Source organism: Paenibacillus sp. RC334, assembly GCF_030034735.1.
Lineage (GTDB): Bacteria > Bacillota > Bacilli > Paenibacillales > Paenibacillaceae > Paenibacillus > Paenibacillus terrae_A.
This window is the reverse complement of the sequence record NZ_CP125370.1, coordinates 3726399-3748558: the sequence shown is the minus strand read 5'-3', so window position 1 is coordinate 3748558 and position 22160 is coordinate 3726399. Positions and strand designations below refer to the sequence as shown.

Annotated in this window: 20 protein-coding genes; 19 read left to right on the top strand and 1 reads right to left on the bottom strand. The window is 46.6% G+C overall.

Features of this window, described 5'->3' with window-relative positions; all coding sequences use genetic code 11:
• Positions 1-118: 118 nt before the first annotated feature.
• The 17 genes from gpr to QMK20_RS17130 all read left to right on the top strand — a co-directional run bounded on the left by gpr (position 119) and on the right by QMK20_RS17130 (position 19737).
• Complete coding sequence (gene gpr, locus QMK20_RS17210; RefSeq protein ID WP_283656298.1) at positions 119-1120, top strand: GPR endopeptidase; 1002 nt, start codon at positions 119-121, stop codon at positions 1118-1120.
• A 227-nt stretch (positions 1121-1347) separates the two neighbouring features.
• Entirely contained in the window at positions 1348-2619 is a 1272-nt protein-coding gene (locus QMK20_RS17205) for a stage II sporulation protein P (protein WP_283652562.1), read from the top strand.
• A gap of 27 nt (positions 2620-2646) precedes the next feature.
• Complete coding sequence (locus QMK20_RS17200; protein ID WP_283652561.1) at positions 2647-3159, top strand: hypothetical protein; 513 nt, start codon at positions 2647-2649, stop codon at positions 3157-3159.
• 71 nt (positions 3160-3230) lie between these two features.
• Positions 3231-5045: a translation elongation factor 4 gene (gene lepA / locus QMK20_RS17195; RefSeq protein ID WP_283652560.1), complete on the top strand. Its 1815-nt coding sequence runs from the start codon at positions 3231-3233 to the stop codon at positions 5043-5045.
• Between the two features lie 340 nt (positions 5046-5385).
• Entirely contained in the window at positions 5386-6573 is a 1188-nt protein-coding gene (gene hemW / locus QMK20_RS17190) for a radical SAM family heme chaperone HemW (protein ID WP_014282526.1), read from the top strand.
• 154 nt (positions 6574-6727) lie between these two features.
• Positions 6728-7204 carry an N-acetyltransferase gene (locus QMK20_RS17185; RefSeq protein WP_283652559.1) on the top strand — a complete coding sequence of 159 codons (477 nt, stop codon included), beginning with the start codon at positions 6728-6730 and terminating at the stop codon, positions 7202-7204.
• Positions 7205-7343: 139 nt separating this feature from the next.
• On the top strand, positions 7344-8222 hold the full coding sequence (locus QMK20_RS17180; RefSeq protein WP_283652558.1) for a hypothetical protein: 879 nt from the start codon (positions 7344-7346) through the stop codon (positions 8220-8222).
• Between the two features lie 357 nt (positions 8223-8579).
• Positions 8580-9611, top strand: coding sequence for a heat-inducible transcriptional repressor HrcA (hrcA, locus tag QMK20_RS17175; protein WP_044645111.1), 1032 nt, complete (start codon positions 8580-8582; stop codon positions 9609-9611).
• Between the two features lie 180 nt (positions 9612-9791).
• Positions 9792-10361 (top strand): nucleotide exchange factor GrpE, encoded by a 570-nt coding sequence (gene grpE / locus QMK20_RS17170; protein WP_283652557.1) that lies wholly within the window; start codon positions 9792-9794, stop codon positions 10359-10361.
• A gap of 87 nt (positions 10362-10448) precedes the next feature.
• Entirely contained in the window at positions 10449-12293 is a 1845-nt protein-coding gene (gene dnaK / locus QMK20_RS17165; RefSeq protein ID WP_283652556.1) for a molecular chaperone DnaK, read from the top strand.
• A 251-nt stretch (positions 12294-12544) separates the two neighbouring features.
• Complete coding sequence (dnaJ, locus tag QMK20_RS17160) at positions 12545-13675, top strand: molecular chaperone DnaJ (protein ID WP_283652555.1); 1131 nt, start codon at positions 12545-12547, stop codon at positions 13673-13675.
• A gap of 200 nt (positions 13676-13875) precedes the next feature.
• Positions 13876-15531, top strand: a complete 1656-nt coding sequence (gene dcuS / locus QMK20_RS17155) for a DcuS/MalK family sensor histidine kinase (RefSeq protein WP_283652554.1) — start codon at positions 13876-13878, stop codon at positions 15529-15531.
• Positions 15524-16231: a two-component system response regulator DcuR gene (dcuR, locus tag QMK20_RS17150; RefSeq protein ID WP_283652553.1), complete on the top strand. Its 708-nt coding sequence runs from the start codon at positions 15524-15526 to the stop codon at positions 16229-16231. The genes dcuS and dcuR overlap by 8 nt, the downstream gene beginning before the upstream one ends.
• A gap of 121 nt (positions 16232-16352) precedes the next feature.
• Entirely contained in the window at positions 16353-17699 is a 1347-nt protein-coding gene (locus QMK20_RS17145) for a 2-hydroxycarboxylate transporter family protein (protein ID WP_283652552.1), read from the top strand.
• A 76-nt stretch (positions 17700-17775) separates the two neighbouring features.
• Positions 17776-18981 (top strand): NAD(P)-dependent malic enzyme, encoded by a 1206-nt coding sequence (locus QMK20_RS17140; protein WP_283652551.1) that lies wholly within the window; start codon positions 17776-17778, stop codon positions 18979-18981.
• A 171-nt stretch (positions 18982-19152) separates the two neighbouring features.
• Positions 19153-19527 carry a hypothetical protein gene (locus QMK20_RS17135; RefSeq protein ID WP_044645105.1) on the top strand — a complete coding sequence of 125 codons (375 nt, stop codon included), beginning with the start codon at positions 19153-19155 and terminating at the stop codon, positions 19525-19527.
• Positions 19528-19551: 24 nt separating this feature from the next.
• Positions 19552-19737, top strand: coding sequence for a YfhD family protein (locus QMK20_RS17130; RefSeq protein WP_044645104.1), 186 nt, complete (start codon positions 19552-19554; stop codon positions 19735-19737).
• A gap of 87 nt (positions 19738-19824) precedes the next feature.
• Here QMK20_RS17130 and QMK20_RS17125 read toward each other — a convergent pair whose 3' ends face one another.
• The gene (locus QMK20_RS17125; protein ID WP_283652550.1) at positions 19825-20244 is read right to left on the bottom strand and encodes a hypothetical protein; all 420 of its coding nucleotides are present in this window, start codon (positions 20242-20244) and stop codon (positions 19825-19827) included.
• A 194-nt stretch (positions 20245-20438) separates the two neighbouring features.
• On the opposite strand from QMK20_RS17125, the gene prmA reads away from it, so the two are divergent.
• Together prmA and QMK20_RS17115 are read left to right on the top strand one after the other, a co-directional pair.
• Positions 20439-21404, top strand: a complete 966-nt coding sequence (prmA, locus tag QMK20_RS17120; protein WP_283652549.1) for a 50S ribosomal protein L11 methyltransferase — start codon at positions 20439-20441, stop codon at positions 21402-21404.
• 2 nt (positions 21405-21406) lie between these two features.
• The gene (locus tag QMK20_RS17115; RefSeq protein ID WP_283652548.1) at positions 21407-22099 is read left to right on the top strand and encodes a site-2 protease family protein; all 693 of its coding nucleotides are present in this window, start codon (positions 21407-21409) and stop codon (positions 22097-22099) included.
• The last annotated feature ends 61 nt before the right edge of the window (positions 22100-22160 follow it).

Sequence of the window (22160 nt, the reverse complement as noted above, 5' to 3'; positions counted from 1 at the left end):
ATTGCAATAAGAAAACATTCCGGGCTTGGGTAGATTACAGGATGAAAATGGATGTGCATAAACCTGCCGGGTGTCTCGCACACTATAACCTGAGATGGTATAAAAGGAGGCGTAAATGATGGATTTGGATTTGCAGAAGTATGCGGTACGTACGGATTTGGCGCTGGAGGCAAGAGAGTTGGCGGAACGAGATCAGCCAATGCCGCTGGCGGGCATCAATGAGGACGTGGAGGAAGATAACGGTATTAAAATCACGCGTCTGGATGTGCTTAATGAAGAGGGTGCTAACCGTATTGGACGGGTACAGGGGCATTACGTCACGCTGGAAGTGCCCGGCTTACGTGAAGGTGACACGGGGCTCCAGCAACGGGTAGCCATTGCATTCGCGAAGGAGATGGAGCAATTTATACAAAAAATAGGGATCTCCAGTAAGGCAAGCGTACTTGTGGTAGGTCTGGGCAACTGGAATGTCACTCCCGATTCACTAGGTCCGCTTGTCGTTGAAAATTTGATGGTGACTCGTCAATTTTTTGAACTGACGCCTGATCAAGTCAATCCTGGTTATCGGGATGTGAGTGCGATTGCACCAGGAGTTCTTGGCATAACGGGGATCGAGTCGAGCGAAATTGTTCAGGGTATCGTTGATCGAACGAAGCCAGAACTGATTATTGCTATTGACGCTCTGGCGTCACGTTCATTGGAGCGCGTCAATACGACTATCCAGGTGGCAGATATCGGGATTCATCCGGGCTCAGGTATTGGTAACAAGCGGCGTGGCATCACCAAGGATATTATGGGTGTCCCGTGTATTGCCATCGGCGTTCCAACCGTATGCTACGCTTCGACCATCGTGAATAACGTAATTGAGCTGATGAGAACACATTTTGCCAAGGAAAAGGCTTCTACGAAAGCAATACTGGGGATGCTGGATGATATTTCAGAGCCTGAGAGACTGGGATTGGTGAGAGAGGTACTTCAGCCGCTGGGACATGATCTGATTGTGACCCCCAAGGAGATTGATGAATTTATAGAAGATATTGCGAATATTATTGCAACCGGATTGAACGCCGCCCTGCATGAAGCTGTCGATCCCGGCAATGTCGCCGCTTATACACATTAATGAGGGTTAGTAAAAGCATATTTCATACACAAAATTCTCTATCTAGCAGGCATCCTATCTCTTGTAATAAGGGGGGGGAATTTACCTGGGGGTGGAGATTTTTTTGTGTTCTAGCAATTGTTCTCCGTTCATAGAGTTGAAGTATAAGAGATTTCCGCTGCTGACTGGAACCTATAGGTTCTGAATATGAGGCGGGCTTCGACGGGACGAAGGAGGACAAGACCCACATGAAAAAAATTCAAACCTGGAACGTCGGAAGATGGAGAAGAAAGGGCCTTGAAATTTTGGCTATGGGACATACGCTTGTGCTGCTTATTATGGGCTCGGCGCTTTTATTTGTTGTATTGGGACTGGGAGGACTGGCGGAAAATCGTTTGCAAACGTCTCCGGTGTCTTCGATGAAAGGATTTGCAGGCTCGGTTTCCAGCGGTTTTTTTGCGGATATGCTCGGCATGGAAGTACCTCATTTGGTACAGAAGAAGCAACAATCTTCGTTGTCGGGTGAACAATGGTCGCCTTTTGTTTTCCAAATGCTCACAGGTATTAATCCACAGGACCCCAAAAGTCTCATAGCTCGCGAAATTCCTGGTATGTCTGCGGGTACGCCTGTTTTGTTGCGTAAGGGCTCAGGGAACAACAAGGTGGAGGCGCCTACTGATTATCAGCCTGATCAGGGAACGACGGATGCTCCCGGCGGCCCGGATGCTTCTACCAATCCACCGAACAATGGCTCTACAACGCCAGATCTTCCGACAACTCCAGAAACGGACCCTGCGCAAGAGGATGATCCGAGTGATACAGCAGTCAAAGGTGCCAAACGTATATTAATCTACCATTCTCATCCGAGAGAGGCATATAACCCTTTGCTCAGTAAAACCAGCTCCAATCCTAATTCTGGCTCTAAATCAGCCAATGTGTCGAGAGTAGGAGATTTTGTAAAAAAGAGATTGGAGAAGCAAGGGATATCTACTTTGCATGTGAACAAGGACTATGCCAAAAACGTTCAAAATTACAATTGGAATTATTCCTATAAATATTCGCGTGAAACGGTCAAGGAAGCTTTGGCTGGAAATAAAAGCTTAACCTATCTGCTTGATATCCACAGAGATTCTCAACGTCACGGCAAAACGACAGCAACGATAAACGGACTTTCTTATGCCAAGGTGTATTTTATTATCGGCCATGACAACAAAAACTGGCGCAAGAATGAAGCTTTCGCCGCTCGTATTCATGAGAAGCTGGAAAAGTCGTATCACGGCGTTTCCCGTGGGATATGGGGAAAGGATGGCGGTAAAGGCAACAACGGTGAGTACAATCAGAGCTTGTCCTCCCATAGTATTTTGATCGAAATTGGCGGGATTGATAATACCGAGGAAGAATTGAAACGTACCTCTGACGTTCTGGCGGATATGATCGGTGAGGTGTACTGGGAGGATCAGAAAGCACAGAAAGCGGGTACTAACGTGTTCGATGCGAAAAAGAGCAACGATGGCAATTAATTGAGGCGGTGGAAAGGAGGAAATGCAATGTCTGGACATTTTCGTAAAAAAGCGCTTGGATTTGTACTTCTGATGGGGGCGGGGGTCCTGCTCGGCATGCAACTGGCAGGCTCCGGACTGCGTTCTGTATATGGTCCTGAATGGGTCGGGGACTCGGTTCAGAGCAAAGTACAGCAGAACGTTGTTGGATATGAGCAGACGGTTATTGAAGACACACCCGCAGCCGATGCTCGTGCGTATACCCGCACATATAACAGAAATGGGAATGTCGTAATGGACTCCGGAACGGGAGCGGCTACTTACAAAGCTAATCCACAAGAACGAGGTGAGACCCAAGCCACAGGAGAAACTCGCCAATGGTATTCGACAGCACAGGATGCCAATTTGCAGGGCCAGGAGACACCGCGTGAACTATTGGCTGTCAAGGCAGAACAAACCTCGGTGGATACCATGGCGGACAAAACGGCCGGGCTGCTGCAAAACCTGTCAAGACAGGGGATTCGCTGGGTTGTGTCTGTTTTTGACGGAGTAACGGAATAGAAATATTGCTGACCCCCTATACAACTGCTATAATAAGCTGATTGACACTAGGCATTGTGTGGGGGTAAGGCATGACTGACATTTTGGCAAGACAACGTAAAATTCGGAACTTTAGTATCATTGCACATATAGACCACGGTAAATCCACGCTGGCTGACCGGATTTTGGAATACACCGGTGCACTCACATCCCGTGAAATGCAGGAGCAAGTGCTTGATCAGATGGACCTGGAACGGGAGCGCGGGATTACAATCAAGCTCCAGGCAGTGCGACTCACTTATAAGGCCGATGACGGCGAAGAGTACATTTTGAATCTGATTGATACACCGGGACACGTCGATTTTACGTATGAGGTTTCCCGAAGCTTGGCGGCCTGCGAAGGTGCCTTGCTGGTTGTAGACGCGGCACAGGGCATTGAAGCACAGACATTGGCTAACGTATATTTGGCGTTGGACAACAATTTGGAGATTCTGCCGGTGCTTAACAAAATTGATTTGCCAAGTGCCGATCCTGAACGGGTGAAGCAGGAAATCGAGGATGTTATCGGCTTGGATACGAGCGAGACTGTACACGCATCGGCCAAAGCTGGAATCGGTATCAAGGAAATTTTGGAACAGGTGGTCAGAAGCGTGCCTGCTCCGCAAGGGAATCCGAATAATCCGCTGAAGGCGCTTATTTTCGATTCGCATTATGATCCATATAAAGGCGTTATCGTGTATGTTCGCGTCGTGGATGGCAGCATCAAGGCTGGTTCCAAAATTAAAATGATGGCGACCGATAAAACGTTTGAGGTTATCGAGGTAGGAGCCTTCATGCCACGTATGAGCATTGTGGACGAGCTGAATATCGGTGATGTTGGTTTTATCGTTGCCGGTATCAAGCATGTGGGCGATACGCGTGTCGGGGATACGGTGACGGATGCCAAAAATCCAACGCCAGAACCGATGCCAGGTTATCGGAAAATTAATCCGATGGTATATTGCGGTCTGTATCCGATCGAAACATCCGAGTATAACGATCTGCGCGAGGCACTTGAAAAGCTGCAACTGAACGATGCTTCGCTCAGCTTTGAGCCGGAAACATCAAGCGCGTTGGGCTTCGGATTCCGTTGTGGTTTCCTCGGTCTGCTTCATATGGACGTTATTCAGGAGCGGATTGAACGCGAATTTAACATCCCTCTGATTACGACAGCGCCGAGCGTTATTTACCGCATTAAGCTGACGAATGGCGAAACGATCCAGATCGATAACCCGTCGAATTACCCGGAAATCGGACGAATTGAGCATGTGGAGGAGCCTTACGTAAGAGCAGGCATTATCGTGCCTAATGATTACGTAGGTACGGTTATGGAGCTTTGCCAGACCAAGCGCGGTGAGTATGTGAACATGGAGTATCTGGATACGACACGGGTAACTATTACGTACCAGATTCCGCTGTCCGAAATCGTGTACGATTTCTTTGACCAGCTTAAATCTAGCACCAAGGGCTACGCTTCCTTCGACTACGAGATTTCAGGCTATCGCCAGTCCAATCTGGTAAAAATGGATATTCTGTTGAATGGCGAACAGGTCGATGCGTTGTCGTTCATCGTTCACAGAGATCGCGCTTACCATCGCGGACGTATCATTTGCGAGAAGCTGCGTGAGCTGATCCCACGCCAAATGTTCGAGGTGCCAATCCAGGCATCTGTCGGAACGAAGGTTGTAGCGCGTGAAACCGTTAAGGCTATGCGTAAAAACGTCTTGGCCAAATGCTACGGTGGCGATATTTCCCGTAAACGGAAGCTGCTTGAAAAGCAAAAAGAGGGCAAGAAGCGCATGAAGCAAGTGGGTAACGTAGAAGTACCACAGGAAGCATTTATGGCGGTACTGAAAATAGATGAGTAAAGCTGCTTGATACAAGCAGCACCATATTCAATTTGGTACATCACAGAACGTGAGTATGAATTGAATACGAATAAGTACCAACAGCATGATCCCGTAGTAACTTAGGTACACACTCTGTGATGCACCGCAAGATACTACGGTCCGCTTGTTCCCAAGCGGTATTCGTCCATTCTTTCATGTGGCCTTTGCCGTGCATGGAGAATGGACGTTCTTTATTTGAGCAAGCTATCCAGAGACGGAGTAAAAAAATGGCCGATTGACGGTGGGCAGCAGCGAAGCGGTTGATCTCGACCTCGGCGCACTTTTTTTCACCACATCACACCTAACAAGGAGGATCGGTATGACCGCATCCATACACAAACATGAACATTCATCCGCGCCTCAAGCGGTTTATCTGCATATACCTTTTTGCACGAATAAATGCTTTTACTGTGACTTCAACTCATACGTGCTCAAGGATCAGCCTGTTATGGAATACCTGTATGCACTGGAACGTGAGATGGAGCATACAGTTCGCCTTCACCCGCCAGGTGAAATTAAAACTATTTTTGTCGGGGGTGGAACACCAACAACGCTGAATCCGAAGGAAATGGAATATTTCCTGAAAAGCGTCCGTACCTACTTCCCGAACTGGTCGGAAGATATTGAGTTTTCCATGGAAGCCAATCCAGGCACAACTGATTTTGAAAAACTCACCGTGATGAAAGAAGGCGGCGTGAACCGGCTCAGCTTCGGCGTGCAGGCTTTTCAAAACGAATTGCTTACGGGCATTGGTCGTATTCATAATACAGATGACGTTTATCGTAGTCTGGAAAATGCACGTAAGGTCGGATTGGACAATCTGTCGATTGACCTGATGTTCGGTTTACCGAATCAGACCGTAGAAATGCTGCATGAAAGCGTCAGCCGGGCACTGGAGCTGGGGCTTCCTCATTACTCCATCTATAGCTTGAAGGTTGAAGAGAACACCTTATTCCACACGCTGTACCAGAAAAATCAGCTTCCGCTTCCACATGAGGACGACGAACTGGAAATGTATTTGCTCCTGATGCGTCGCATGAAAGAGGCGGGCTATGAGCAGTACGAGATCAGCAATTTTGCGAAACCAGGTCTGGGGAGCAAGCACAATATGACCTACTGGCGGAATGAGGACTATTATGGCCTCGGCGCTGGGGCGCACGGATATGTTGGCAGAGAGCGCCATATGAACATTAAGGGCATTAATCCTTATGTGGAGGCTACCCGTAACGGACTGCCGCGTCTGGATAGCTTTGAGGTGCCAGCGGCCGAAGCGATGGAGGATTTTCTCATGGTCGGTTTGAGAATGCTGGAAGGTGTCTCGAAGTCCCGCTTTGAGGCTCAATTCGGCCAGTCACTGGAGGATACGTTTACGGCCCCACTCGGAAAAATGCTGAATGCGGGATTGATCGAACCAGTCGAAGATGGTTATCGTCTGAGCGAACGTGGTATTTTGTTCGGAAATGATGTATTTGCGGAGTTCATCGGTTCCATTACCGTAAATTCATAAGTCGTAGCTTCAAACGGTACATTTGCACACCATAAGCGGGGACATTCATTTTATAACACATTCTGTCACGGCAGGGTAAATGAAGTATTGCGATTCTATGCGTAATGTTGTATATTTATTCATTATATGCGGCAAGCGGCAGGAGGAGAGCAAGATGGCTTCAGTGTGTAAAGATGTATTGTGCAGAAGTGCGGTTCCTGAGGATGTGGAGCCTTTATACCAAATGATTAGCGGCTATGCGGAGCGGGGAATTATGCTCCCACGTTCAAGGGAAGTTCTTATGCGCCAACTGGAGCTGTTTATTGTGGCAGAAGTGGACGGCGAAGTCGTCGGTTGTGGTTCTTTATGCAAACTGGGTGATGATTTGGTAGAGATTCGCTCACTTGGTATTTCTGAAGGACATAAAGGTATGGGCATCGGCTCCAAGCTCGTAGAGGGCCTTATTATAGAAGCACGGCGGCAGCGTATCCCTAAAATTATGGCTTTGACCTACGAGGTCTCCTTTTTTATAAAAAACGGGTTTGATGTGGTAGACAAAGAGATTTTCCCTGAAAAGGTATGGACTGATTGCATTAACTGTAGTAAACAAAACAATTGTGATGAAATTGCAGTGTTGAAAATGCTGAACTGATCTGAGAATATCAGGTCAGTTCGTTTTTTTGTCGGATCGAGATTGCAGCGATTCGTCTCAGTGATACAGGTGCAATCGTTGAAGTCAAAAAGGTAAGCTTTATTTTTGTAGCTAATTTTAAGTGAAGGGCCTAACATCAATGGAAAGAATGAAATTACAAAAAGACTGGCTTGATTATGTTAACAGACTACAAGAAAGAGAGCGGCAAAAAATTATTTCAAGTGGTATTACCAATTGGACTTTACTTTTAGCCGTTTTAGGTCTTGCTTATTGGATATATCCAGACATCATAGCAATGCAAAAAAATTGGCATACTGTTTTAATTGGTTATGTGGTATTCGGAAATATAGCAACCACATTTTTTGATTTTTTTAATAATTTTTATAGGCAAGTAAAAATAAAGAGATACAGTTCCCCGATTACATCAACTGATGTAAAAGGATTGAAAATTCTTTGGAGATACCAGCTTATTTTGGTTACGTCATTTTTATTATCTAATGGGTATTTTCTTTTTTTTCATTCAGTAAATTTTTTCTTCAGCTTATACTTTACAATATACTGTGTAAGATATCTTCTTGAAGCAGTGCAAGCTTCTATTTATATATTCTTAGAAAATAAGAAGAGAAAGTTTGATAGAAAAGCTATCAAAATGGAAATCGAACAAAATAGTTCTAAAATGGAGGCCTATAAATTTCTTAAGCAGTTGTTGATATTTCTAATGTGGCTTCTATTTAGTAATTCGTATAAAGTCATACTAACTTTTCTACTCACCATTTATATTTGTATAAATTACAATTTTAATAATATATTGTGGAAACAAATTTTTGATGGTTTAGCTTCGGTCATTATTGTAATACTGCTTCAATTTTTGTTCACTATTTTTATGAAACGAATGAAGATTGGTTGGTTGGAGAATCTCGAAAGAGAAATTGTTATAAATAATTTAACAGAAGACCAAATAGTTAGTAAATTGAAACTAGGTTATTTCAACGCAAGTAATATTGATAATTACTTTTAAATTGATATATTTTAGAGCTTTATAGGCTTAGTTTGAAAAATGAACATCAAAATGGAGTAGGCGGAATGGTGCTGTACAAGCGAAGCGGTCGCTTTTGTCCCCGGATTTCTATCCTTATAAGGTTATTCAAGAAATCCGGGGGCGGTGGCGATGGGAAGCACTATCCGACTGCGTAGTGGCACGATAAGAAACTTTTGACCGTCTAGAAGCTTATATAGTTGAAAATACGGATCTGACTTGACAATGATCAGGTCGGTTTGGTATTTTTGTATTATCAGTTAGCACTCATCGCGAACGAGTGCTAATGATTCCATTGAACGATCATGCTATTATGGATAAACAAAAGGGGGGATTCGCTTGTTAACCGAACGTCAGAGACTCATTTTGAATGCGATTATTGATGACTACATTCGTTCGGCTGAGCCAGTGGGATCCCGCAGCATATCCAAAAGGCAGGATGTCGGATTTAGCCCCGCCACGATCCGTAATGAAATGTCGGATTTGGAGGAACAGGGCTATCTGGAGCAACCCCATACTTCTGCGGGACGCATCCCGTCTCATAAAGGCTACCGCTATTATGTGGACCATTTGGTACCACTGGATACGCTGAAGCCTATGGAAACGCGGGAACTAAAAGCCTTTTACGCCGAAAAGCTGAATGCAATGGAGCAAGTAATCCAGCATGCATCTGGTATTTTGTCCCATATGACCAATTATACTTCCATCCTGCTTGGGCCGGAGGTTTTTCATACTTCATTGCGTCATTTTCAGCTATTGCCACTCAACGAAACGACGGCTGTAGCGATTATCGTGACCAATACCGGTCAGGTGGAGAACAAGACAGTGGATATTCCGCCGGGAATTTCGATTTCCGAGATGGAGAAGGTCGTGAATTTGTTGAACAGCAAGCTGGTCGGCGTGCCGATTTATCAGTTGAAATCACGTCTTTACACCGCACTTGGTCAGGAAATGGAGAAGCATGTGTCTCATTTTGAGGACGCTATGAAGGTGCTGGATAAAGCACTGGATAATGAATCGGATCAGCGCTTGTATTTGAGCGGTGCGACGAACATGCTAAATCAGCCTGAATTTAAGGACGTTGAAAAGGTCAAACATATTCTCGATCTGCTGGAGGAAACACCGACGCTGCTTAAGCTGATGACGCCTGTCGCCGGAGCGCCTGAAATTCAAGTCCGTATCGGCACAGAAAATGATCATGAAGCATTTGCCAATTGCAGTCTGATTACCGCGACGTATGCGGTAGATGGCGAAGCGTTGGGCACAATAGGCATACTGGGTCCCACACGGATGGAGTATGCGAGAGTTATTAATATTTTGGGTATCCTGTCTAAGGATTTGACCGCAATGCTTACGCAGCGGTTTAAATAGAATAAGACTGCACATGTTGCGGTTCTACATGTTCCGCGCCGGGATATGGTATGTATCCTGCGCGGGTGCATTGCTGCGTGTTTTTGCAAAGTAACAGCAACTTGAAATAAAGTGCAGCAAACAAGTTTGAATACAAATATGAATGTAACGGTAGTTATGACTTGAAGGAGGTGAAACATTTTGAAGGAAGAACAAGCGTTCCAAGAAGAAAAACAACAAAATGTAAGCACAGAGGAAGCCACTGAGACGAGCCAGCAGGAAGAGCCGGTGAACGAAGCGGCAGCACTGGAAGCCCAAGAGAGTGATACAGAGCTGGCTAAGCTTCGCGTGGAGGCGGAAGAGCACCAACAGCGGTTTTTACGCGCACAGGCGGATTTCGATAATTTTCGTCGTCGTACGCTGAAAGAGAAAGAGGACCTTGCCAAATATGCATCTATGAAGCTGGTTACCGAATTGGTACCTGTTCTGGATAACTTCGAGCGTGCGCTGGCAACAGCACCGCAAGGAGAGGCTGAGTCATTCACAAAAGGTGTGGAGATGATCTTCCGTCAGTTTGAGAGCGTGCTTCAGGCTGAGGGAGTAACGGCCATGAATGCGGTGGGTCAACCGTTTAACCCTGATTTCCATCAGGCGATTATGCAGGTGGAAAGCGAAGAGCATGAGGAAGGCATCGTCGTTGAAGAGGTGCAAAAAGGATACATGCTGAAGGACAAGGTGCTTCGTCCGGCTATGGTAAAAGTGAGCATGTAGCTTTTTTAATATACATTAGCAACACATCATTGGCTTTAACTAATTTCGGCCTGAGGGCCTCGTATATACAGAAGGAGGAATTGTCTGATGAGTAAAGTAATCGGTATTGACTTAGGTACAACCAACTCTTGTGTGGCTGTTATGGAGGGCGGCGAAGCCGTTGTAATTCCAAATCCGGAAGGCGCACGCACAACCCCTTCGGTTGTTGGTTTCAAAAAGGATGGAGAACGTACTGTAGGTGAAACAGCAAAACGCCAAGCGATCACGAACCCGGATCGTACAATTATGTCCATCAAGCGTCACATGGGTACAAACTATAAAGAAAGCATTGACGGCAAGGAATACTCCGCACAAGAAATTTCTGCTATGATTTTGCAAAAGCTGAAATCCGATGCTGAAGCTTACCTAGGACAAACGGTAACTCAAGCCGTTATCACGGTTCCAGCTTACTTCAATGACAGCCAACGTCAAGCAACCAAGGATGCAGGTAAAATCGCGGGTCTGGAAGTGCTGCGTATTGTCAACGAGCCAACAGCAGCTGCACTGGCATACGGTATGGAAAAATCCGAAGACCAAACAATTCTTGTTTATGACCTGGGTGGCGGTACATTTGACGTATCCATTCTGGAACTGGGCGACGGTTTCTTCGAAGTTAAAGCGACAAGCGGCGACAACAAGCTGGGCGGCGATGACTTCGACCAAGTGATTATTGATTACCTCGTAACTGAGTTCAAAAAAGATCAAGGCATCGACCTGAGCAAAGATAAAGCAGCTGTACAACGTTTGAAAGATGCAGCGGAAAAAGCGAAAAAAGAGCTGTCCGGCGTACTGACAACGACGATTTCCCTGCCGTTCATTACGGTAGCTGACGGCGTTCCACAGCATTTGGAGTTGAACCTGACTCGTGCGAAATTTGAGGAATTGTCTGAAGGTCTGGTAGAACGTACTTTGGGACCTACTCGTCAAGCGATGAAAGATTCAGGCATGAGTGCCAGCGACATCGATAAAATCGTTCTGGTCGGCGGTTCCACACGTATTCCGGCTGTACAGGAAGCCATTAAGAAACTGACAGGCAAAGAGCCTCATAAAGGTGTAAACCCTGATGAAGTGGTAGCTTTGGGTGCCGCAGTTCAAGCAGGCGTATTGACAGGTGATGTGAAAGACGTCGTTCTCCTCGACGTAACTCCATTGTCCCTCGGTATTGAAACCGCAGGTGGCGTATTCACTAAAATGATCGAGCGTAACACGACGATCCCTACGAGCAAATCGCAGGTGTTCTCGACGTATGCCGACAACCAGCCTAGCGTGGAAATCCACGTATTGCAAGGTGAACGTGAAATGGCAGCAGGCAACAAAACGCTGGGCCGTTTCCAACTGGGAGATATTCCTCCAGCACCACGCGGTGTACCGCAAATCGAAGTTACTTTTGATCTGGATGCCAACGGTATCGTGAACGTATCCGCTACAGATAAAGGTACAGGCAAGAGCCAAAAAATTACGATCACATCCTCCAGCGGCTTGAGCGACGAGGAAGTAGAACGTATGATGAAAGACGCTGAGTTGCATGCGGAAGAAGATAAAAAACGCAAAGATCTGGTAGAAGCGAAAAATTCTGCGGACCAACTGATTTACTCCGTAGACAAAACGATTAAAGATCTGGGCGAAAAAGCGGATGCAGGCGAAGTCGAAAAAGCGAATGCAGCTAAAGAAAATCTGCAAAAAACGCTGGAAACTGACAACCTGGAAGACATCAAAAAGGCTACTGAAGAGCTGACTGAGATCGTTCAGCAGTTGTCCGTGAAGCTGTATGAGCAAGCTGCTCAAGAAGCACAGGCTCAACAAGCTCAAGACGGCGCAGCAGACAGCAAAGGCCGCGATAATGTGGTTGACGCGGACTATGAAGTTGTTGACGAAGACAAGAAGAAAGACTAAGCTACGGATCGGGTAGTGGTAGTAGCATTACGGTACACCGGTGCGTTATAATATACTGAATGAAAAGAAGCAGCGTAGCTGCCTTGATAAATAACGATTAGCCGAAGGGTATCAGTTATTTTCAGAATAAATAAGCATATTACGGATTGTACTGCCTTGAAATGATGGGAAGGTCAAAGCCGGGTCATCCCGTGCCTTTGACTTTCCTTTTATATGTAGTGCAGACACGTTGTAGGCATGGGGGTGGAACATTGGCTGATAAGCGCGATTATTATGAGGTGCTGGGCGTCGCGAAGGGCGCTTCGGATGAAGATGTTAAAAAGGCTTACCGTAAGCTGGCGCGTCAGTATCATCCGGACGTGAACAAGGCTGCGGACGCGGAAACCAAATTTAAAGAAGTGAAAGAGGCTTATGACGTTCTCAGTGATGGTCAGAAGCGGGCAAGATATGATCAATACGGTCATGTAGACCCGAATCAGGGCATGGGAGGCGGCTTCGGTGGTGGAGCCGACTTTGGTGGCGGATTTGGCGATATTTTTGATATGTTTTTTGGCGGTGGCGGCAATGGTCGACGTGACCCGAATGCACCGCAGCGTGGTAATGATCTTCAATATACAATGACGATCGAATTCAAGGAAGCCGTATTCGGCAAGGAAACCGACATTAACATTGAGCGCACGGAAACGTGTGATACGTGTCATGGTACCGGAGCCAAAAAGGGTACTCAACCACAAACCTGTTCCGTCTGCCACGGTAGCGGACAAGAAGAGGTGGTGCAGAATACACCGTTTGGCCGGATGGTTAATCGTCGGGCCTGCTCTAACTGTGGTGGTACTGGAAAAATCATCAAAGAGAAATGCACCACTTGTAGCGGTTCTGGTCGTGTGCGCAAGCAGCGTAAAATTCATATCCGCATTCCGGCGGGTGTGGATGACGGCGCGCAAATGCGTATCAATGGTGAAGGCGAAGGCGGTGTCAACGGAGGACCGGCAGGTGATCTGTATGTCGTTTTCCGTGTGAAGTCGCATGACTTCTTTGAGCGTGAGGGAGACGACATTTACTGTGAAATTCCGCTGACGTTTTCGCAGGCAGCGTTGGGAGATGAAGTCGAAATTCCGACGCTGACCGAGAAAGTGAAGCTGAAAGTTCCAGCTGGTACACAAACAGGAACATACTTCCGTCTTAAAGGCAAGGGTGTACCAAAACTTCGTGGCGTAGGTCAGGGTGACCAGCACATTAAGGTGGTTGTGGTAACGCCTAGCAAGCTGAGTGAGGAACAGAAGGAATTGCTGCGTCAGTTCTCTTCGCTTAGCGGTGAGCAGACACATGAGAATGAGCAATCCTTTTTTGACCGTGTGAAGCGCGCCTTCCGAGGCGACTAAGCCAGGATAGACTCGCGGAGCATCAACCATGAATCGGAGGGAACTGTTCCGCAATTGCGGAGTAGTTCCCTTTTTTATTATACGAAAGAGTGGAAGGAAGCTGTATAAGATTATAACTATGCAAATTCACGTAAACACATACATAACCATTTTTGTATAAGCATATTGGACTATTTAGATTTAACATGAAGCGTGAAAGGGTGAGTTCTATCAAAAAGTCACAGCCTAAGCTGCGTCGGGGTAAACCGCTATTCAAGCTCAGAGGGCTGATTACGCTGCTGGTTTGTCTGGTTATGGCACTGGTGCTCCTGCCTGTAACTTTGTTATTTGCCGAGAGAGTTGAGCATGAAACCGAAATGGGACTGGAGGAAAAAGCGATGTCCATCGCACGTACACTTTCCCATACGCCGCTTATTATTGAGCATTTGCAGCAGTCTGATTCGTCTTCCTCCATGCAGAAGTATGTGCAGAAGGTTTCATCTGCTAATCATGTTCAGTTTATCGTAGTTATGGACATGAAGGGTATTCGCAAAACACACCCAGATCCCAGGATGATCGGCAAAGCCTTTGCTGGTGGAGATGAATACACTGCACTTCATGGTCATGAGAGTGTATCTGTTGCGAAGGGAACATTGGGCCTGTCCATGCGCGCTTTTTCTCCCGTATTCAGCTCGACGGGGAAGCAGTTGGGAGCGATCGTCGTCGGTATATCCATGCAAGATGTACTGAGGGCTCAGGGAGGCAATTACCGCCTTATTGCTATCGCCATTGGCGTCGGAATGTTAATTGGTGCCGGAGGGGCTGTTGTGCTGGCCCGTAAAATCAAAAATATGCTGTTTGGTCTGGAGCCACCGGAAATCGCACGCTTGCTGGAGGAACGCAACGCTATGCTGCAGTCCATTAAGGAAGGCGTCATTGCGGTGGATGAATCCGGACGTGTTATGTTAATGAATGCGGAAGCGATTCGTCTGCTCAGACAAGCGGGAATTGAGGATATCTCGTCCTCAGGGCAGGAGATTAACGCTTATTTGTCCGCTTTTCGATTACAAGAGGTTTTGGCGGCAGGCACTCCACGAATGGATGAGGACATGGAGCTGGGGGGAATAACCTTGCTTACCACCAGTGTTCCGATACGGGTCAAAGGGGGAATTGTGGGAGCAATTGTAACTTTTCGGGATAAAACGGAGGTAAACCAGCTTGCCGAACGTTTGACAGGAGTGTCCCTGTATACGGAGGCGTTGCGTGCACAGGCTCACGAATTTATGAACAAGCTGCATGTCATTATGGGGATGGTACACTTACGAATGTACGATAAACTGGAGCATTACATCTTGGATGCCGTTGAGCATCATCAAGTGGAGATTGGCTCGATTACCCGGCAGATTAGGGACCCGGTGATGGCGGGCTTTGTTTTGGGGAAATTAAGCCGGGCCAGAGAGGTTGGTGTGAGCTTCGAATTGACTCCGGGCAGCTATTTGCCTGAAACCGGTCGAACTCAAACGATTCATGAACTGATAACCATACTGGGGAATCTGTTTGATAATGCCGTGGAAGCGATGGAATCTCTGGAGCACAAGCAGATTACCTTGACGCTTTATTATGAGGAAAATCAGAAGAACGGCTGTCTGACATGTGTAGTAAGTGATAACGGACCTGGTGTACCGGAACCTCTCGTAGAGGCGATATTTGAAAAGGGATTTTCGACCAAGGGAGAGTCACGGGGAATGGGGCTTTATCTGGTAACGCAAAGTGTGAAAAGATTAAAAGGAACCATAAAGCTGATTCCGGCTGAGCAAGGGTGCTGTTTTCAGATTAAGATTCCATACACCATAATGGGGAATGATGAACATGATTAATGTCTTAATTGTAGAAGATGATCCGATGGTTGCCGAGTTTAACCGCAAATATACGGAGCAGGTAGAGGGCTTTCGATGTGGAGGCTGGGCTGCTTCCGTGGAAGATGCCAAGGAATTTCTGGAAGAACAAGCGATTGATCTGATTTTGCTGGATGTGTATATGCAGGAAAGCAATGGACTTGATTTGCTGGCTTTTATTCGTGAGACAGGAGTGAATGTGGATGTCATCGTGATTTCGGCTGCAAGCGATATGAACAATATCAAAAAAGCGATGAATTTCGGCGCGGTGGATTATTTGATTAAGCCGTTTCACTTTAACCGTTTTCTGGAGGCGCTCACGGGTTATCGGGAGCACGTCAGTATCGTGCGTGAGCGCAGCTTGCTTTCGCAGGAGGAGTTGGATCGGCTGCTTTATCATAAAAGCTCGACCAAAGAGCTGGCCCGGCTACCCAAAGGAGTAACCAAATCCACGCTGGCCATGATATGGAACTGTATCCGGCAGCATGAAGCGATGTTATTTTCCACCGAGGATATTGCGGAGAGTGCAGGGATATCCAGAGTATCTATGCGCAAGTATCTTGCTTTTTTGACGGAAATTGAGGCACTTGCCATGGAAACCATATACGGCACCATTGGACGGCCTGTTTATCAGTATCGAATTTTACCGCAGGCGGAGGAAATTATGAGCGGTTATATTTAAGCCCTCTTTTTGATTACTTTAATTACAAAAGTGAATGATTAGTTTAAAAACCAAATAAAGCGTTTTCCGAAGTGTAGAATGGAAGCATGGTCATCATTCTTCACTACAAGGAGGGAGCTTTATGGAAAATGCTACAAACCAGCCGGTCATTCAAAAGTGGCAAAAATGGCGTAAAAATCCTGCAGACGGCATCAGGATGCTGGGCAGGATAAAAGTGGGGGTTATTCCGCTTCCGCTTTACGTCGTGATTGCGTTGATTGTATACGCAGCTGCGATTACACAGAGACTTCCGAACGATCTGCTGGGCGGATTTGCTGTCATTATGATTTTAGGCATATTGCTCAGTGATCTGGGGGCGAAACTTCCGCTGCTCAAGCATATTGGCGGTCCGGCCATTCTGTCACTCATGGTTCCATCGTTGATGGTATTTTGGAACATGTTTCCTCCATCTGCAATGGGTGCTGTACACACGCTGATGAAAACCTCGAATTTTCTTTATTTTTATATCGCTTGTCTGGTCACCGGAAGTATTCTGGGTATGGATCGGAAGATGCTGATGAACGGAATTGTCAAAATTTTTGCCCCCATTATAATAGGCTCCATTGCAGCCGTAGCAGTAGGTATGGTGGTGGGTATGGCTTTTGGCTACAGCGCCTATCATACGTTTTTTTACATCATTATTCCGATTATCTCCGGCGGGATTGGAGAAGGGATTCTACCATTGTCCATTTCATATGGATTGGTGCTGGGCAAGGATTCAGCGGTATTCGTATCCCAGTTTATCCCGGCCGCAATCATTGGCAATATTGTTGCCATCATAGGTGCGGGTATTTTGAAAAAAATGGCGGAGAAAAATCCTCATACTTCTGGTAACGGGAAGTTGTTGAAACTTGATAAAAAAGGGGAAAAGTTATCTTCGGTGAGTCTGGAACAACCTGTCTCGTTTCCATTGATGGGTGGGGGGCTGCTGCTAGCCTGTACTTTCTTTATTGTAGGTAAACTGCTGGAGCCGTATCTTCATATTCCTGGCCCGATTCTGATGATTCTGGCTGCGGCCTTAATGAAGTGTATTCAAGCGATGCCGGCCCAGATAGAGCAGGGAGCTTTTCATTTGTACAAATGTATTGCGGCAAGCTTGACATGGCCGTTGATGGTGGGATTGGGTATTTTGTATGTGCCTTTGGATAGTGTGATTGGAATTCTTACGATTCCTTATGCCATAACCTGCGCATCCGTTGTGGTTGCATTGATTGTTGCTGGATACTTCACAGGAAAATGGATTAACATGTACCCGGTGGAAGCTGCGTTGGTGACCAGTTGTCGTGGCGGATTGGGCGGTACGGGGGATGTAGCGATCCTGTCTGCATCGAATCGTATGGAGCTAATGCCTTTTGCGCAAATAGCAACACGCATTGGCGGGGCAGCCACAGTCATTTTAGCAACCTTGTTACTCAATTTATGGAGCTGATGAGTCTATACAAAAGCCTGATATCTATAACAAATGTACAGAAAAAATATACAGACATGAAAGGATGGAGAGAAGCATGAGTAGCTTGACAGAAGAGATCAGACAATTACATGAGGGCGGTAAAATGGAGACCCAACCGAAGCAGCCGATTGCAAGCATGGAGGAGCTATCCAAGATTTATACCCCCGGCGTAGCTGAAATCTGTATGGAAATTGCGAATGACCCAGCCAAAGCCTATCAATTAACGATCAAAAAAAATACAGTGGCGGTCGTATCGGATGGAACAGCGGTGCTAGGATTGGGAGATATCGGACCAGAGGCGGCTATGCCTGTGATGGAAGGTAAGGCGGTTCTGTTCAAACAATTTGCAGGCGTAGATGCATTTCCAATCTGCCTTAATACGAAGGATCCTGACGAAATTATTCAAATTGTCAAAATGATTGCTCCTGCCTTTGGTGGTATTAATTTGGAGGATATCTCTTCACCGCGCTGCTTTGAGATTGAGAGACGATTAAAAGAGGAGCTGGACATTCCGGTATTTCATGATGATCAGCATGGTACGGCCGTCGTCGTGTTAGCAGGTCTGGTGAATGCATTGAAGGTATGTGGTAAAAAAATAGAGGATGTCAAAGTCGTATTTGCAGGTATCGGTGCGGCGGGTACGGCTTGCTCTCGGATGTTGCTCAAGGCGGGTGTACGCAATCTGATTGGCGTTGATCGGCAGGGAGCCATTCATCGTGGCGTGGAATATAGCAATCCACATTGGACGGAGTATGCGAGCATGACCAATCCGTACAATTTGAGTGGCAGTTTATCTGAGGTGATTGTGGGGGCCGATGTGTTCATCGGTCTGTCAGGCCCGGATTTACTGAGTGTGAAGGATATTCAGAGCATGGCTGTTGATCCCGTTGTCTTCGCTATGGCGAATCCGAAGCCGGAGATTGATCCGGCTTTAGCAGCGCCTTATGTACGCGTTCTGGCTACGGGCCGCTCTGATTATCCTAATCAGATTAACAATGTACTGTGCTTTCCGGGAATTTTCCGGGGCGCACTGGATTGCCATGCCACGACGATTAATGAAGAAATGAAGCTGGCTGCCGGACTTGCCATTGCTGATGCGATCAGTCCTGAAGAGCTAAGTGAAACTTATATCATACCCAATGTGTTTAATCCGCAGGTAGTCTCTAAGGTTCGGGATGCTGTAGTTCGCGCTGCGTGGGAGACAGGAGTAGCCAAGGCAGGTAAAGCTCCTGCCGCTGCTTTGCACCCGCAAAAGTTATAATCTTCACAAGCTACTTTCCAACCGTTTCAGCATACTAAACTCGGTGTTGTTAGTTCCGTTCAGCCTTCGTGGGGAATATAAATCCGTGCCAATGAGCAGGATATAGCAAAGCGCAACTGTCTATGTTTTTGAACAGGAGTTGCGCTCAATACCACACAGGGAGTTTTGGGGATGAGTGAAAAAAATATATTGGCGTATTTCAAAAGCCCCGAGGAAGCACAAGGAGCAGCTAGAAAGCTGGAAGCTCTCCGGGCAGCAGATGTATCTATAGACCGATTTAGCCGCTATCCCCGACAGTCTACGGGCAACGTCGGATTACCTGTATTTGCGGGACAAATTAGCAGCTTGTCCTCACTGACGCAGGGAGTGGAGTTTACGGATGCAACTCCAGCGATACTGGCTGCGGCTGATCCATCTGCCAGCGGAATGAGTGACGGCGGGCAAGGTGGGCCGACAGGCCGCGATATATTGTTAACCGCTGTGGTGGATGAATCCATTCATCATCAGGCGATGTCTATTGTGGAACAAGCGGGTGGTATGCTGTGAAAACGTTGGAAGGAGCTGTGACAGATGCCCACAAACAAACGGTTCGATAAAGTGCTGACCAAAACCGAGAAAATCAAGCGTGCACAATCTGCTAAAAATGAGGATGTTGAGTTCTCGGCAGAGCAGGCAGATGCTCAGGATTTGGAAGCGATCCGGCGCGGTGAAGTAGCTGATCGTCGTCAGGAGCGCATCATAAACGACAGCGAGTAGAATTCAATAAGACGGGTCATCCCTATCATTAAATATGATTTGTGGGATTGCCCGTCTTATTTGTGTTTTATCCTCTTGTCTATTTAATTATCCGCTATAGGCTGTTGCGCTAAAAACAAGGGGACCGGAGACGAAAGCAGTAGTCGCAGGCGTTTGATTTTCAATAATCAGTTGATAGTTTTGCACGCCCAGAGGTGCAACATCTACCGTTTCGACATTAATGATAATGTTGTCGTCAAACAGATTAGTCTGCAGTCCGTAATAAATTTCCTTGCCGGCTCTCCATATACGTACAAGTGTTCTAATGTTGCCCGCACCAACAAAACGCAAGCCTATGGATGCCTTTAATTCTACCCGATTGTTAACAGCTCCAGGAATAGTCGGATCAATAAATACGGAAGCAGTAGCAATCCCTAGTCCGGCTGGAGAAATAGGAACCGGAAGACTAATCCCATTGGTAATAGGTGTGATGACAGCAGCATTATAATCCAAAACGGTTTTGGCCATTATAAGTCACTCCTTCTTTGAATATACTATATTGTATGTACTAGAGTTAAGGAGGCTTGGACTAAAAGAGTGGGCAACATGCACAAGTTCTACAAAACATTTTGCACTTCGATGATACTAGCTTTTTTGAACTCCTATGCATGTATATAGTACAATATAGAGTATGCATGTGAAATGAGGAGGAAATGAAAACCATGTTGTGGCATGAAATTACAATACATACAACCGAAGAAGCCGTCGAAATGATTTCGAATTTTCTGCACGAAACAGGTGCGGGAGGGGTTTCCATTGAAGAATCCGGTTCGCTGAACAAACCACGCGATACGTCCTATGGACAGTGGTATGATCGGCCCTTGAATGACATTCCTGAAGGACAAGCGACCATCAAGGGTTATTTTGCCGAAGAAGTTGAGATGGACGGCATCCGTTCGCAAATTGAGCCACGCGTCGAAGAATTGAGAACATTCGATATTGACCCTGGCGAGGTTCGGTATGAGCTGAAAACGGTCAATGAGGATGACTGGGCGAATGCCTGGAAGCAATATTTCAAGCCTTTGCGTGTGTCGGATCGTCTAACGATCAAACCGACTTGGGAAGCCTATGAGCCTGCCAGTGAAGATGAAAAAATCATTGAGCTGGACCCCGGCATGGCCTTTGGCACCGGAACGCATCCCACAACATCACTTTGTCTGAGAGCGTTGGAATCTGTGATCAAGGGTGGAGAAGAAGTCATTGATGTGGGCACAGGCTCCGGCATTTTGGCGATTGGAGCCGTGCAACTGGGAGCGAAGCATGTACTGGCTCTGGACCTTGATCCCGTAGCGGTATCTAGTGCGCGGGAAAATACCCATCTGAATGGGTTGGAGGATCGCATTACCATTAAAGAGAGCGATCTGCTGTCCGTGCTGAATGCGAGCGATCCGACGCTGGGTATCCAACTGCCAGTCAAGCTGGTGGTCGCTAATATTTTGGCCGAAATTATTTTGCTGTTTATTGATGATGTGTACAAGGCTCTGGAGCCAGGTGGTATTTATATCGCTTCAGGGATTTGGAAGAACAAAGAAGGGGTTGTCGAAAACGCATTGAAGGCGGCGGGCTTCGACATTGCCGAAACGTGCCGGGATGAGGATTGGCTGGCGTTTGTGGCGAGAAAGAGGTAACCATGGATTTTTTACAAAATATTTTTCGTGTGAAGTTAGAGGTTCTTCCATTTTACTTGCTGGCTCTGATCATATCTTTTACGGTACATGAGTTTGCACATGCGTATTATGCCAATAAATTCGGTGACCCTACAGCCAAGCTGCTGGGACGCGTGACTTTAAATCCGGCAGTGCATATTGATCTGATGGGTACGTTGCTACTGCTGATCGGGGGTTTTGGCTGGGCCAAACCGGTTCCGGTCAACCGTGACAATTTCAGTCGCCCACGTTCTATGGGGATTGTCGTGTCTGCTGCTGGACCACTGAGCAATTTGCTGCTTGCCTTTGTGGCTACCCTGATTTATGCGGTGCTGCTTCATTTTCAGGTGCTGCCGAATATCGAGAATCAGCGGGTGGCTCAGGCCATCAACTTGTTTATCAATTCACTGATTAGTTTGAATCTGTTTTTGTTTATTTTTAATCTAATTCCGCTGCCACCGCTGGATGGTTACCGGATTGTGGAGGATGTGGCCCCTACACCTCTGCGCCGCAAACTTCAGTATTTTGAGCAGTGGTCTATCTTTATTTTTCTGTTGATCCTTGTTATCCCGCAGGTGAGGGCGGTGACGATTGAGCCGCTGTACGTGCTTTCCCAGACGATTTATGTGCAGTTTTTGCAGTTTGCTTTTTACATCATCGGATTATTCGGAGCCTAACGGCTCCTTTTTTTGCGGGTATGGAAGGTGGTATAACAATTGAAGCAGCAACATACTGGTC